Origin of the sequence: Xenorhabdus griffiniae, assembly GCF_015163655.1 — a bacterium.
GTDB classification, from domain to species: domain Bacteria; phylum Pseudomonadota; class Gammaproteobacteria; order Enterobacterales; family Enterobacteriaceae; genus Xenorhabdus; species Xenorhabdus griffiniae.
Map to the genome: position 1 here is coordinate 1 of NZ_JADEUF010000103.1, position 14,757 is coordinate 14,757.

Genomic DNA, 14,757 nt, shown 5'->3' on the forward strand with positions numbered 1-14,757 from the left:
TCACAGGCTTCATCCGTGGTTTTGGTATTAGTTTGGCGACGATTATCAGATCATAAATGAAGCCTTTTTTCTATCTAAAATATACAGTTAATGCTTAAGATCCTGTATATGTATACGCATTAAACTTCAAGTTAAAATTTACAACACGATATGAAACCTGATTTCTCCTCGCTTTGCGGGGAGAAATCACACGCATCTTGAAGTGAGATTGGTATAAGTATCTTGCAAAATGGCCTCTTATTTAGGAGGCCATTTATTGCAATAGGGAATTTTCCCATTAGACACTGAAAGAAGAACCGCAACCACAAGTGGTTTTTGCATTCGGATTGGCAACAATAAAACGGGAACCTTCCAACCCTTCGGTATAATCCACACAAGCGCCTATCAGATATTGCAGACTCATGGGGTCAACAACCAATTCAACCCCTTGCTTCTGAATCGTCATATCACCTTCGTTAATTTGGTCATCGAAAGTGAACCCATACTGGAAACCGCTACAACCACCACCTGTAATGTAAACCCGCAAGCGCAGGTTCGGATTATCTTCATCAGCAACCAGCACTTTGACTTTGTTGGCCGCGGCATCAGTAAACTGCAAAGGCAATGCAGCATCATCGCTCATATTTTTACTCCAGTCCGGTTTTCCGGTAAAAATTCTCGGAAAGTTATTTTATGCTTTCTGATCAGTTGTCGAGATTATCCAATACCTGACTGATTCGTTCAAGTTTTGCCACATGAATGCAATAAACCGAACGATGAAGGGCATATGATGATTTGGCTTCCCTATTGGGGTACTTTAAAATGACATTCTCATATTCCGTTATCTTTCAGGAGCTTTTATTAATGAGCCAGTCCGAAACGCTTTACTCTCAGGCAAAACAGGTGATCCCCGGTGGAGTCAATTCACCAGTACGCGCTTTTAACGGTGTTGGTGGGACACCCGTCTTTATTCAACGTGCGAATGGGGCTTACCTTTATGATGTTGATGGTAATGCCTATATCGATTATGTCGGTTCATGGGGACCAATGGTTCTTGGGCATAACCACCCTGCTATCCGCAATGCCGTCATTGAGGCCGCAGAACGTGGTTTGAGTTTTGGTGCTCCAACCGCGGCCGAAGTGGAAATGGCAAAACGAGTCACTGAACTGGTGCCTTCTATGGATATGGTGCGTATGGTGAACTCCGGGACAGAAGCCACTATGAGTGCCATTCGTCTGGCTCGTGGTTATACCCAACGTGACAAAATCATCAAATTCGAAGGTTGCTACCACGGCCATGCTGATTGCTTGCTGGTAAAAGCCGGCTCAGGTGCCCTGACGATTGGTCAGCCCAACTCTCCAGGTGTGCCCGCTGATTTCGCTAAACACACCCTGACTTGTGTTTACAATGACCTAAATTCTGTCCGTGAAGCCTTCGAAAAATATCCAACAGAAATCGCCTGTATTATTGTCGAACCCGTCGCGGGCAATATGAACTGCATTCCACCGCTACCAGAATTCCTGCCGGGCCTGCGTAAGCTGTGTGATGAATTTGGCGCCCTGCTCATTATTGACGAAGTGATGACAGGTTTTCGTGTCGCACTGGGTGGCGCACAAGAATATTACGATGTTAAGCCAGATTTGACATCCCTTGGAAAAATCATCGGTGGCGGTATGCCTGTGGGGGCTTTTGGTGGCCGTCTGGAAATCATGGAAAAATTAGCACCAACTGGCCCTGTTTATCAGGCGGGCACCCTTTCTGGTAATCCAATCGCAATGGCTGCCGGTCTTGCTTGCCTGAAAGAAGTAGCCCAGGTTGGTGTTCATCAGCGTTTAGGGGAACTGACCGACAAACTGGCGGCGGGTTTAAAACATGCAGCATCAGCAGCCGGCATCCCTCTGGTTGTTAACCACGTTGGCGGTATGTTCGGTATTTTCTTTACCGATGCGGAAAGCGTTACCTGTTATCAGGATGTCATGAAGTGCGATGTGGAACGTTTCAAGCAATTCTTCCACTTGATGCTGGATGAAGGTATCTATCTGGCTCCTTCAGCGTTTGAAGCCGGCTTTATGTCCATCGCCCATTCAGATGAAGATATTCAACGCACTGTTGATGCGGCAGCACGTTGTTTTACAAAACTACAATAAAATATTCTGTTTTTCCAAACCTCGGACGTCACTATTCTCTATTATCTGTGGCGTCTTCACACCAAAGCCCGTATTGCCTGAATCGCTGACACTACTGCCAACACACCAAGTAATATCAGCATTAACCAGCGAAAATGGTGTTGGCTGATACGCGATCTTAGGCGTGTACCAATAAAGAGAGAAAGCAGAGATAAGGCCGTTAATATGAGTATCGGCCATAAATACGCCGAAGAAAACAATTCGAACGCTTCCTGGCGTAACACCACTAACTGACTGATCTTGCCAAGTAAAAAGCACAAATTGGCGGCCCGGGCAATTTCATGGCGATCGCTGCTCATTGCTAATAGGCACATAATCAGGATAGGAGACATCGCATTAGTTGCCCCACCAATAATCCCAGCGGCTAAACCAAACAGCGACAAAATGACTGGATTTTCCGGTAAATGAAAATGACTGCTACGAGTGCTGCTGACAATATAAAATGCAATGACACCACTCAATAATAATTGCAAGTAGGCAGGATTAATTAAGAATAAAAGTTTCGCGCCAATAACACTGCCAGTTAATGAGAAAAATGCCAATAAGCCATATTTATAGAGTATCTCACCAATCTTTCCACCTGAAAGAACGCTTAAGATATTCACCAATAAAGTCGGCCATAAAGCTAATACCACCGCCTCTTTTAATGGCATAAATAGGCTTAGCGCTGTCGTACTGGCTATCGGAAAACCAATCCCGCTGATACCATGCAATAATGCAGCAGTAATAAAGAGTAAGGATAAGATAAGGATATTCAAGGTGTTATATTCCCTGATGCAAGATGTTTCGTTTCCCAAAGATAATACATTAAATCAGCTCCCTACTCATTTTCGAGTTGGGAGCTATTCTTTATTACTTATTACTGCCCAAACATCTCACGTAGCCAGCCAGGCGCTTCTTCTTCATTCTCCTCGATAGGTTGTTGTACCGATTGCTGGCACAGCTTCTGTGGATCATCAGTCCAAACCGGTAATACTCTGATACCGCTTCCTTCGCAGTTGAAACTGCCATCTTCATTGACTGACATATCCACAATACCTTCCGGTGGACGGTTATTCAGTTCCAGTGGCGTTTCATTATCCAGATAACGACGATAAATCGTCAGTGCACCCGTCGCTCCGGTTAGGTTGGTTGGGCCATTGTTATCACGTCCAGTCCAGACAATCGCGACTTCTTTGCCATCAATGCCGGTAAACCAACTGTCACGCAGATCATTGGTTGTTCCAGTCTTTCCTGCCAGATGATATTTGCCATATTTCCCTGTCAGTGAGCGCCCTGTACCTCTCTCCACTACCTGCTGCATACCATAAAGTGTCAGATAAGCGGCCTGTGGCGGCACAACACGCTCTGCCTGTGGGTAACTCTGGTAAATCACCGTACCATCTTCAGCAATGATGGAGCGTAACGCAGAAAGTTTCGCCCGATTCCCCCCGCTGGCTATCGTCTGGAATTCTTGTGCCATTTCCATTGGCGTTAGGTTAATCGCGCCTAATAACATCGCAGGGATTTGTTGGATCTCTTTCGCAGGAATACCAAGCGCAACCAACGTGCTGGAGATGCGGTCTAACCCAACATCCAGCCCTAAATTTACGGTCGGCACATTCATCGAACGCGCTAACGCGTCAATTAGCATGACACGCCCACTGAAAGTACGGCTAAAGTTCTTCGGTTCCCAGGGCTTTCCGCCCGCTTGAGGGATAGAGAGAGGTTCATCCGCCAGCCAGGTATTCAGACGATATTTATCCGGCTGGCTCAGTGCCGTCAGATACGTGGCTGGTTTAGCAAGTGAGCCAATCAAACGACGGGCGTTTAATGCCCGGTTAAATCCGGCATATTGCGGCTGGGAACCGCCAACCATGGCTCTAACCTCACCGCTGAAACGGTCAACAACAACCATTGCCCCTTCCAGATCATCAACTTTGCGGGCTTTTCGCAGGGCAGCAACGCCCTCTTCAACGGATTTTTCTGCCGCATCCTGCGAAACCGGATCGAGGGTAGTAAAGATCTTCACCCCTGACAAATCATTAACTTTATCGCCCAGCTTTTCTTGCAATTCCTGACGAACCAATTGCATAAAGGCTGGCTGTGGCGTAATCACCCCGCTTTTCGGTTTTACCCCTAACGGACGAGCACTGAGTAGATCATACAGCTCCTGATCGATGATTTTTCGGTTCTGGAGGATTTTCAAAACAACATTGCGCCGCTCCAGCGCAGTTTTAGGATGACGCCATGGGTTATACCACGAAGCCCCTTTGACCATTCCCACCAGCAGCGCCTGTTGATCCAAACTCAATTCATCAATCGGGCGACCAAAATAGTACAGGCTTGCCAATGGAAAACCATGGATCTGCTCATTACCACTTTGTCCTAAAAAAACTTCGTTCAAGTACAATTCCAGAATGCGATCCTTGCTATAACGCGCATCCATTAGTAACGCCATGTACGCTTCATTAGCTTTACGGATCAAAGTACGTTCATTGGAGAGAAACAAATTTTTCACCAATTGCTGCGTCAGGGTACTGCCACCCTGAATTGTACGTCCCGCGATCAAGTTAGCTAAAAATGCACGGGCAATGGAAAGCGGCCTGACGCCATCATGTTCATAAAAGTAACGATCTTCCGTTTCCAGCAAAGTCTGAACCAACAAATCAGGAAAGCCAGAACGTGGGACAAACAGACGCTGCTCACCATTGGGTGATTGCATCATGGTGATCAATTTGGGATCAAGACGGAAAAAACCAAACTGACGATGGTTTTCCATGTTTTCAATGCTGGCAAGATGATTATTATCAAAGGCTAACCGTGCCTGAATCTGCTCTTCTTTACCATCAGGGAAATCAAATGGGCGGCGTAACATCTCTATGTTATTCCCCCTGACGACAAATTCACCTGCACGGGTGATTTTTGTTACTCTTCGATATTGCATCCCCTCCAGCAGATGGATCATTTCGTCCTTGCTGTAATTCATGCCGGGTTCAAGATTGACCATCCGTCCGTACACCGCTGCCGGTAAATCCCAGACTTTTCCGTCAATACGCTCGCGAATTTTGTTATCCAGATAGAAGCCATAAATAACAATAAGGACCGCCAGCACAATAAAGATTTTTAGCAGCAACCACAAAAACCAGTGCCCGCCTTTTTTAGGCGGGCGGGAATTCGCACTGCGGGCGTTCTTCCCTTTTTTAGTCATGACTTCATCCTCATCGTTGTCGTCAAAATTATCATTTTCATAATCATCATAATCATCCCGCCGATTGCGTTTGTTAGATGTTCGCCCACGACGAAGTCCTGATTTTTTACCCTTGCGTCCGATTGGCTGACGATCATCATCAGACATACCGAATTCTCCAAATGTTTATTAACTACCGGCAAGTAAATGCAAACTATTACATCTGCTTTTTCACGCGCCTGGTTGGTGCTGTGTTGGCAGGATCATCTGGCCACAAATGTTTGGGATAACGCCCTTTCATCTCTTTTTGCACCTCACGATAAGTTCCCTGCCAAAACGCAGCAAGATCTTGTGTGATCTGTAATGGACGATGGGCTGGAGATAACAACTCAATGACAACCGGAACTCGTCCTTTCGCCAATACTGGATTTTGCTGCTCTCCGTACATTTCCTGCATCCTCACTGACAATACCGGAGGTTTATCATGGAAATACTGGATGGTGATCCTGCTCCCCGTTGGCACAGTGTAATTAGTAGGCAATTCATTATCCAGTATTTGCCGTTGTTGCCAATCAAGCAATTCCATCAGGCAGGAGGATAGCTCAATCTGGCGCAAGCCTTTTAAATTATCAACACCATCCAGGGCAGGCAGCAACCACCGTTCAAGGGAGTTCAATAATGCTTCGTCATCAACCCCAGGCCAGTTCACTTCCGGTAGCCATTCTGTTGCTCTTTGCAGGCGAATACGCAACTGCAACGCCTCCTGTGACCAATTTAATGCCGATACCCCTTCTTGTCTTACCCAATTCAACAAGGCTTCCTGTAATTCCGCTGCCGAAGGTTTTGCCAATGGCTGGGCTTTGACAATTAATCGCCCACATTGCAAACGCTTCCACGCCCGTAATGAGCCTTTATTATCATCCCACTCTACGGTTGTATGCTCAGTAAACAGATGAGGGTATCGCTTTATGGTCTGTTCAATCACCAACGGACAGGCAAGCAAAACCTGTGCATCAGGATGGCTGTTTCCCTGCTGCAACGCAGGAGTTACTAACCAAGCCTCTCCCGACAGAGGCTCTTCACGTTCCAGCGCTACCCCCAACCCATTGGCTAACTGAAAACGGCCAAGATTATCGCGGTTTTTAGCGATCCGGTCTGGAAATCCCTGAACCAAGAGTTCAGGCACAAGATCTAATCTGAGGTTTCCAGCATGGTTTGTTTTATCCGCCAGTTGATTTGTAAAATTCCTGATGAGCTGATTGGCTCGTTGCTGCCAATGACGCTGATTTGCTGTCAGCCAATAGAGCAAGTCAGGTTGTCCACGACGCGGTGGTTCTTCCAAAATAGCCACCAATTTCGCTGCCGTTACCAATGCTGCACGGCTTTTGCCTTCTTTATCATCGCTTTCCTGGGCTGAACACAGTATCGCCGCCAAACGCGGTTCACTGCCGAATTCCGCCATTTGCCAACCACGGGAAGTCAATTGCTGGTTGTCATCCAACGCCCCTAAGCGCAGCAACAGGGATTCTGCAACCGCCAATGCGGGTTCTGGTGGATTGTCCAACCAATGAAGCTGGGAACTGTCACGACATCCCCACTGTAATAAAGAGAGCAGCAGGCCGCTTAAATCTGAATGCAAGATCTCCGGCTCGTTGTGTTCTCTGGCTCTTTCTGCCTGCTCCTGACTAAATAAATGCCAACAAACACCGGCCTCTAATCGTCCAGCCCGCCCTGCCCGCTGCACCATCGACGCCTGGCTGATGCGTTGGGTAATTAAACGTGTCAGGCCACTCTTCGGTTCAAATCGACCAGAACGCTCTAGTCCGCTGTCTACCACTAACCGAATACCTTCAATCGTCAGACTGGTTTCTGCAATATTGGTGGCAAGCACGACTTTGCGCATTCCCGCTGGCGCTGGTGTTATTGCTTTGCGTTGTTCTGCCAACGACAATGCCCCATACAATGGACACAACAGCGTATCGCCATTGATCTTATCTTCCAATTGCGACATTACCCGCTGAATTTCACCAACGCCGGGCAGAAACAGCAACAACGATCCCGTTTCTTGCTGCAATAACCGCAATACCGCCGATGCAACTGATTGTTCGAAAGGTTGATGAGTAGGAAGTGGATGATATGACCTCGTTACCGGATAACTGCGTCCTTCTGACACAATCACAGGGGCATCAGGTAATAAAGCAGAAAGGCGCTGGTTATCCAATGTTGCCGACATCACCAGAATACGCAGGTCGTCGCGCAACCCTTCCTGCACATCCAGCAACAGTGCCAATGCGAGATCGGCCTGTAAACTACGTTCATGAAATTCATCAAGGATGACAAGAGAGACGCCGTTCAATTCAGGATCTTGTTGCAGCATACGCGTCAGGATCCCTTCGGTCACAACCTCAAGCCGAGTTGCATCACTGACTTTGGTTTCCGAACGCATCCGGTAGCCGATGGTCATACCAACAGGTTCATTGAGTTGTTCAGCAAGACGCTCAGCCACACTCCGTGCAGCAATCCGTCGCGGTTCCAGCATAATGATGCGCCCTGACAATGGTGCCTGCTGTAAAATCGCCAATGGCAATCCGGTCGATTTTCCTGCCCCTGTTGGCGCATGTAATAACACTTGCTGCGACGTTTGCAGTGCCGCAATAACGGCTCCCACCACGTCATAAATAGGTAATAAGTCACAAATGGGCAATGACAAAAGGATCACCATAATGAATTAACTTTCAATGGCTGCCATTGTAGCATTAGCGCCTTTGGTTTCATCCGCCCATTGGTCATGAAGGAAAGTTTATGGAATTTTCACCTCCCCTGAAGCCTGCTACCCTAATCCGCCGTTATAAACGCTTTCTTGCGGATGTCCTCACGCCAGAAGGAGAAACACTCACCATTCACTGTGCCAATACGGGAGCCATGACAGGATGTGCCACGCTAGGGGATACCGTGTGGTATTCCACATCCGATAATCCCAAACGCAAGTATCCCAATAGCTGGGAACTCACACAAACCCAGGATGGTCACTGGATTTGCGTCAATACCCTCAGGGCCAATGATCTGGTCTGCCAAGCTATTGAGAAAAATATTATCTCGGAATTATCTGGATATGAGCACATTAGTCGTGAGGTTAGCTATGGCAAAGAAAAAAGTCGGATAGATTTATTTTTACAATCAAAACAAAAAGTTAACTGCTATATTGAAGTCAAGTCAGTCACATTGTTACAGGAAAATTATGGTTATTTTCCTGATGCAGTCACAATTCGGGGGCAAAAACATTTACGTGAGCTATCATTGATAGCACAACAAGGTCAGCGCGCTGTCTTGTTATTTGCTGTCTTACATTCTGGGATCTGTCAGGTTGCGGCAGCAAAACATATTGACCATGATTATGCCTTCCTTTTGGAACAAGCATGTCAATCAGGGGTCGAAGTAATCTGTTATAAGGCCAACATAACGGCAAAAGGGATGGTTCTAAGTGACAAATTACCTTTTGTATCAATAGAATAATTTGTAAACAAACTATCCTGACGAGAGGGGTTTTGTAACATATTTAGGCAGTAAACATGTCTGCCTTCACACCATTGCAAAACTAATGACAGGAACAATTGCCAACCTCGCAGTCATCTGTTATTTATAGCGGCCTATTTTTTTCCCCTCCTGTGGGGGACTCGTTTGATAGTGCGTGTGTAAGGAGAAGCATTATGCAAGAAGGGCAAAAACGCAAAACCTCGTCCTTGAGCATTCTCGCCATCGCTGGGGTAGAACCTTACCAGGAAAAGCCAGGCGAAGAATACATGAACGATGCCCAGTTAAAGCATTTCAAGCTGATTCTGGAAGCATGGCGCAATCAACTCAGGGATGAAGTAGACCGTACTGTATCTCATATGCAAGATGAGGCAGCAAACTTCCCTGATCCAGTTGACCGTGCGGCGCAAGAAGAAGAATTCAGCCTTGAATTACGTAATCGGGATCGTGAGCGTAAGTTGATCAAAAAGATCGAAAAAACGCTGAAAAAGGTCGAAGAAGAAGACTTTGGCTATTGTGAAGCCTGTGGGATTGAAATCGGCATCCGCCGTTTAGAGGCTCGTCCAACAGCCGATTTATGTATTGACTGCAAGACGTTAGCCGAAATTCGTGAAAAACAAATGGCTGGCTAACCAATAGGGTTAAGTACGGCGCATTTAGCGCCGTATGCCCCTATGTTGAATCGACTATGACTCAATCCAGACATTCCTCGTTATATATTGGACGCTTTGCTCCATCTCCTTCTGGCGATCTCCATTTTGGCTCTCTGGTAACTGCACTAGGCAGTTATCTGCAAGCCCGTGCCTGTCACGGCAAATGGCTGATGCGTATTGATGATATTGATCCTCCACGGGAAATTCCCGGAGCAGACAAGCGGATATTGCAAGCTCTTGAGCATTATGGCCTTTACTGGGATGGTGAAGTTCTCTATCAATCTCAGCGTCATGATGCTTACCGTGCCATCCTCGATCAATTAAAACAGCAAGGAGACAGCTATTACTGCACCTGCACCCGCCAACGCATCCAACAACTGGGCGGCTTTTATAATGGGCACTGCCGACATTTACCTCTGCCAGCTCACAACGCTGCAATTCGTCTAAAACAGCACCATCCGATTTATCGTTTTTACGATAAATTGCAAGGCCATATCACCGTGCCTACGAAAATGGCTGAGGAAGATTTCATTATTTATCGCAAAGACGGTTTATTTGCCTATAATCTTGTCGTTGTTATTGATGATAACTATCAAGGTGTCACTGAAATTGTCAGAGGAGCTGATTTAATCGAACCCACGGTTCGCCAGTTGTCTCTGTATCAGTATTTGAATTTTACAACACCAGATTATGTGCATTTACCTCTCGTGCTAAATAAAGAGGGAAATAAACTTTCTAAGCAAAATCATGCCCAGCCGCTGCCATTGAGCGACCCAAGACCATTGCTTATTGATGCGTTATCATTTTTAAATCAGCCCACTATCGCAGGCTGGCAGGATCTCACGACAGATCAACTGCTACAGCAAGCTATCGTCGGTTGGAATATAAACGCGGTTCCGCCAAAAAAAACCTAGCTAATAGTCTAAGTTAAATAAAGTCTTTCTATTGGTACTGTAAGCATTCTCAAAAAATGTCCAGTAAGTTATGATTGGCGGCTGTTTTTTGTTTTAATTGATCAGTCACTACCGAGGTGTACCATTTTTAACCGAGTAGCAACTTTCTGCCGTAATTTATTAATCCGCGATTACAGAACACAGCGCGACACACCGGCAGTCAGTGAAAGGCCAGTCACCGTATCTGACCATTCTGCTCAAACAGAGAGCAGTCCTCCGCGTAAACGTAGCAGAGGGAATCATTCATCTTCATCACATGCCGAAAACGACAAAATGAAGAAAAAATCTGTAAGGGCAATGCCTTCGGACTCCCCGATCACGGTGATACCACGCGAACAGCACCCTATTTCACGCAAAGACATCAGTGATAATGCCTTAAAGGTTCTGTATCGCCTAAATAAATCAGGTTTTGAAGCTTATCTGGTCGGAGGCGGGGTTCGTGATCTACTGCTGCACAAAAAACCCAAAGATTTTGATATAGCAACCAACGCTACACCGGAACAAGTTCGTCAACTGTTCCGTAACTGTCGCCTTGTCGGACGTCGTTTTCGTCTTGCCCATATCATGTTTGGCCCTGATGTGATTGAAGTTGCCACCTTCCGCGGTCCGCATGATCAAATTGAAAACAATGACCGGAACCAGTCACATAAAGCCCAAAGCGGCATGTTACTGCGGGACAATATTTTTGGTTCAGTAGAAGAAGATGCGGTTCGTCGTGATTTCACGATCAATAGCCTTTATTACGGCATTGAAGATTTCGCGCTACGGGATTACATAGGTGGCATGGCCGATCTGAACGCAGGCATCATTCGCCTGATTGGTGATCCAGAAACACGCTATCGGGAAGACCCCGTGCGGATGCTGCGGGCGGTTCGTTTCGCCAGCAAACTGGATATGACTATCGAGCCAGCTACCGCTGAGCCTATCCCGCGCCTGGCATTTCTGTTGAAAGATATTCCAGCGGCACGTCTGTTCGAAGAGTCCCTGAAATTGTTACAGACAGGGCAGGGTTACAAGACTTATAAACTGCTGCGCGAATATCATCTGTTCCAGCCATTGTTTCCGCTTATTCAACCGGGTTTCACCCAGCGTGGTGATTCGTCAATGGAAAAGCTGTTAGTACAAGTATTGAAAAATACCGATTTTCGCTTACAAAGTGATAAAAGAGTGAATCCCGCGTTCTTATTTGCGGCCATGCTATGGTATCCATTAATTGAACATGCGGAAAAACTGACACAGGAAGGCGGATTACAGTATTACGAAGCTTTTGCGTTAGCAATGAACGATATTCTTGATGAGCAGTGCCGTTCCATTGCTATCCCGAAACGCCATACCACCACCATGCGCGATATCTGGTTGCTTCAGCTGCGCTTACCGCGTCGTCAAGGAAAACGAGCAAATAAATTAATGGAACATCCGAAGTTCCGTGCTGCATATGATTTACTGGAATTGCGCGCCAGCATTGAACCACGCCATGAATTGAGAGAGTTGGTACAGTGGTGGGCCGATTTCCAACAGTCAACATCCTCACAACAGCGCGAAATGATATCTGATCTGGGCAGCGAACCCATTCGCCGCAGGACACGCCCCCGCCGTGGTGGACGCATTCGCCAGAACAGGAACAACGGTTATTAATATGACTCGAGCCTATATCGCCATTGGCAGTAATCTGGCTAACCCTTTGCAGCAAGTCAATAATGCACTTGCTGCCCTGAAAAAGATCCCTGATACCACTTTTATTGCTCGCTCATCTTTTTATCGAACAAAACCAATGGGACCACAGGATCAACCCGATTACCTCAACCTTGCCGTCGTATTGGAAACCCAGTTATCCCCAGAAACATTGCTTAATCACACCCAAGCGATCGAACTGGAACAAGGACGCGTTCGTAAAGGCGAACGCTGGGGGCCGAGAACGCTCGATTTGGATATCATGCTGTTTGGTAATCACATCATCAACACCGAACGCTTGACGGTTCCCCACTATGGGTTAAAACAGCGGGAATTTATGCTGTATCCACTTGCAGAAATTGCCCCTGATCTGGTGTTTCCTGATGGAGAAACCCTGGCAGAGCAATTAAAAAAAGTGCCGGAAAATGGTCTGACGCTTTGGTTATAGTTTGTTGTAGAGAGGCAATTTGAAAAACAGAGGGTATAACTATTCAGGAGAGAATGATGAAAACAACAACCCTGGCTGATCTAAATCAGTTAAAAAAAGAAAAGCGCAAATTTGCAACCATCACCGCTTACGATGCCAGTTTCGCCCACCTTTTCGCCGAACAAGGCATTAATGTCATGCTCATTGGTGATTCACTCGGCATGACCATACAGGGATTTGACTCTACCCTGCCTGTCACTGTTGAAGATATCTCTTACCATACCCGAAGTGTTCGCGCTGGCGCCTCCCATGCTTTTCTCATCGCGGATATGCCTTTCATGAGCTACGCAACCCCCGAACAAAGCTTTAACAATGCGGCTGCACTAATGCGCTCTGGTGCCAATATGGTCAAAATTGAAGGTGGAGATTGGCTATGTGATACCGTCAAAATGCTGACCGAGCGTGCCGTCCCTGTTTGCGGTCATTTAGGCCTGACGCCACAGTCAGTCAATGTACTCGGTGGCTATAAAGTTCAGGGACGCGATGACGCCTCGGCCCAAAAGTTATTTGACGATGCTATTGCTTTGGAAAAAGCAGGTATGCAACTCCTTGTGTTAGAATGTGTTCCGACGGCACTAGCGCAGCGTATCACTGAAGCACTGGAAATTCCGGTTATTGGCATTGGGGCAGGCAATATGACTGACGGTCAAATTCTGGTTATGCATGATGCCTTGGGTATCACCGCAAGCCCCCCCAAATTTGCCAAAGACTTCCTCGCAGAAACTGGCAATATAAGGGATGCTATCCGCCTGTATATTGAACACGTAGAAAGCGGCGCTTATCCTGACCAGGCACACTCATTCAACTGATTATTCTCCAGCATGACGACTAATTAAGGGAGTACAGCAATGCTGATTATAGAAACTATCCCCATTTTACGCCGAGAAATCCGTCGCTGGCGCCAGGCGGGCAAACGTATTGCCTTCGTCCCTACGATGGGAAACCTGCATGATGGTCATATGGCATTAGTTGATACCGCCAAAGCACAGGCTGATGTTGTTATCGTCAGCATTTTCGTCAACCCGATGCAATTTGATCGAGAAGACGATCTGGTCAATTATCCTCGCACCTTGCAGGAAGATTGCGAAAAACTGAGCCGTCGCAATGTCGAGTTGGTATTCGCCCCTAATGCTAACGAGATGTACCCACATGGTTTAAACGGCAACCAAACTTTTGTCGAAATACCCGAACTTTCTTATATCCTTGAAGGTGCCAGCCGACCAGGACATTTCCGTGGCGTTACAACCGTTGTCAGCAAATTGTTTAACCTGATCCAGCCCGATCTGGTTTATTTCGGTGAAAAAGATTTCCAGCAATTACAGATTATCCGCAAGATGATTGCAGATATGGCTTACGATATTACATTGGTTTCCGTGCCGATCGTCCGTGATAAAAATGGATTGGCGCTAAGCTCACGTAATAACCTTCTGTCCGCTGAAGAGAAAAAAATTGCGCCCTTGCTGAATAAGGTTATGCAATGTATAGCAGAAAGGCTGAAAAATGGCGAACACGATACTGAGCGGCTCATTGAACTGGCATCTGCCCATTTGCGGGAAGAAGGCTTTATGCCGGATGAATTATTTATCCGTGATGCAGAAAACCTGCTGCCATTAACGGCACAAAGTAAAAAAGCCGTGATCCTGATGGCGGCATGGTTGGGACAAACACGACTGATTGATAATCAGCAGGTTATTTTGACTGCCTGATTTTAATTATGAGATGTGTGTGTCACTGGAATATGCGCCTTATATCTCCCCGTATAGCGGGGAGATATAAACAATCACATTGATTTGCAAGCTGCAACTTGAGTTGGATTGGTATATTCAATTAATAATTCCTATTTACAGCATAAAATAACCCAAATCATTTCGGCAGTGATTTTTGTTAGAAATAGATCAATAACACCAGAATAAATCGCCAACAAAATACAAAAAATAAGAGCGTAAATCCAATCAGGCAATAACCTTAATTTTTTATCCTATCATTGCGGATTAATGAAGCTCATTTCCCCTTAGTTTTATTTTTCCATATTAAAGGTTAAAACCACCGACTTTAGTCGGTCAGCTTTAGCTGCGATACTCTATTGCCCGAGAGGTGCGATATGGATTACAGATATGGCAGCCACAC

12 protein-coding genes are annotated in these 14,757 nt (G+C 46.3%); 8 read left to right on the forward strand and 4 right to left on the reverse strand.

The window, feature by feature from the left end:
• Positions 1–277: 277 nt before the first annotated feature.
• Positions 278–622, reverse strand: a complete 345-nt coding sequence (gene erpA, locus IQ211_RS14645; protein ID WP_047771810.1) for an iron-sulfur cluster insertion protein ErpA — start codon at positions 620–622, stop codon at positions 278–280.
• Between the two features lie 221 nt (positions 623–843).
• On the opposite strand from erpA, the gene hemL reads away from it, so the two are divergent.
• Entirely contained in the window at positions 844–2,127 is a 1,284-nt protein-coding gene (gene hemL, locus IQ211_RS14650; RefSeq protein ID WP_189760722.1) for a glutamate-1-semialdehyde 2,1-aminomutase, read from the forward strand.
• Positions 2,128–2,183: 56 nt separating this feature from the next.
• Here hemL and IQ211_RS14655 read toward each other — a convergent pair whose 3' ends face one another.
• The 3 genes from IQ211_RS14655 to hrpB form a co-directional block, all read right to left on the reverse strand.
• Positions 2,184–2,924 (reverse strand): sulfite exporter TauE/SafE family protein, encoded by a 741-nt coding sequence (locus IQ211_RS14655; RefSeq protein ID WP_189760721.1) that lies wholly within the window; start codon positions 2,922–2,924, stop codon positions 2,184–2,186.
• Positions 2,925–3,025: 101 nt separating this feature from the next.
• Positions 3,026–5,503, reverse strand: coding sequence for a bifunctional glycosyl transferase/transpeptidase (gene mrcB / locus IQ211_RS14660; protein WP_189760720.1), 2,478 nt, complete (start codon positions 5,501–5,503; stop codon positions 3,026–3,028).
• A 49-nt stretch (positions 5,504–5,552) separates the two neighbouring features.
• The gene (gene hrpB, locus IQ211_RS14665) at positions 5,553–8,045 is read right to left on the reverse strand and encodes an ATP-dependent helicase HrpB (protein WP_228011600.1); all 2,493 of its coding nucleotides are present in this window, start codon (positions 8,043–8,045) and stop codon (positions 5,553–5,555) included.
• Positions 8,046–8,137: 92 nt separating this feature from the next.
• On the opposite strand from hrpB, the gene sfsA reads away from it, so the two are divergent.
• From sfsA to panC, 7 genes are all read left to right on the forward strand, one after another.
• Positions 8,138–8,848, forward strand: coding sequence for a DNA/RNA nuclease SfsA (gene sfsA / locus IQ211_RS14670; protein WP_189760718.1), 711 nt, complete (start codon positions 8,138–8,140; stop codon positions 8,846–8,848).
• Between the two features lie 194 nt (positions 8,849–9,042).
• Entirely contained in the window at positions 9,043–9,498 is a 456-nt protein-coding gene (gene dksA, locus IQ211_RS14675; RefSeq protein WP_074019168.1) for an RNA polymerase-binding protein DksA, read from the forward strand.
• A 56-nt stretch (positions 9,499–9,554) separates the two neighbouring features.
• Entirely contained in the window at positions 9,555–10,433 is an 879-nt protein-coding gene (gluQRS, locus tag IQ211_RS14680) for a tRNA glutamyl-Q(34) synthetase GluQRS (protein WP_189760717.1), read from the forward strand.
• Between the two features lie 312 nt (positions 10,434–10,745).
• A complete protein-coding gene (gene pcnB / locus IQ211_RS14685) occupies positions 10,746–12,107 on the forward strand; it encodes a polynucleotide adenylyltransferase PcnB (protein ID WP_223281811.1) in 1,362 nt (453 codons plus the stop codon).
• Position 12,108: 1 nt separating this feature from the next.
• Positions 12,109–12,591 carry a 2-amino-4-hydroxy-6-hydroxymethyldihydropteridine diphosphokinase gene (gene folK, locus IQ211_RS14690; protein ID WP_189760716.1) on the forward strand — a complete coding sequence of 161 codons (483 nt, stop codon included), beginning with the start codon at positions 12,109–12,111 and terminating at the stop codon, positions 12,589–12,591.
• 56 nt (positions 12,592–12,647) lie between these two features.
• Positions 12,648–13,439, forward strand: a complete 792-nt coding sequence (gene panB, locus IQ211_RS14695) for a 3-methyl-2-oxobutanoate hydroxymethyltransferase (RefSeq protein WP_189760715.1) — start codon at positions 12,648–12,650, stop codon at positions 13,437–13,439.
• 39 nt (positions 13,440–13,478) lie between these two features.
• A complete protein-coding gene (panC, locus tag IQ211_RS14700; RefSeq protein WP_189760714.1) occupies positions 13,479–14,336 on the forward strand; it encodes a pantoate--beta-alanine ligase in 858 nt (285 codons plus the stop codon).
• Positions 14,337–14,757: the final 421 nt, after the last annotated feature.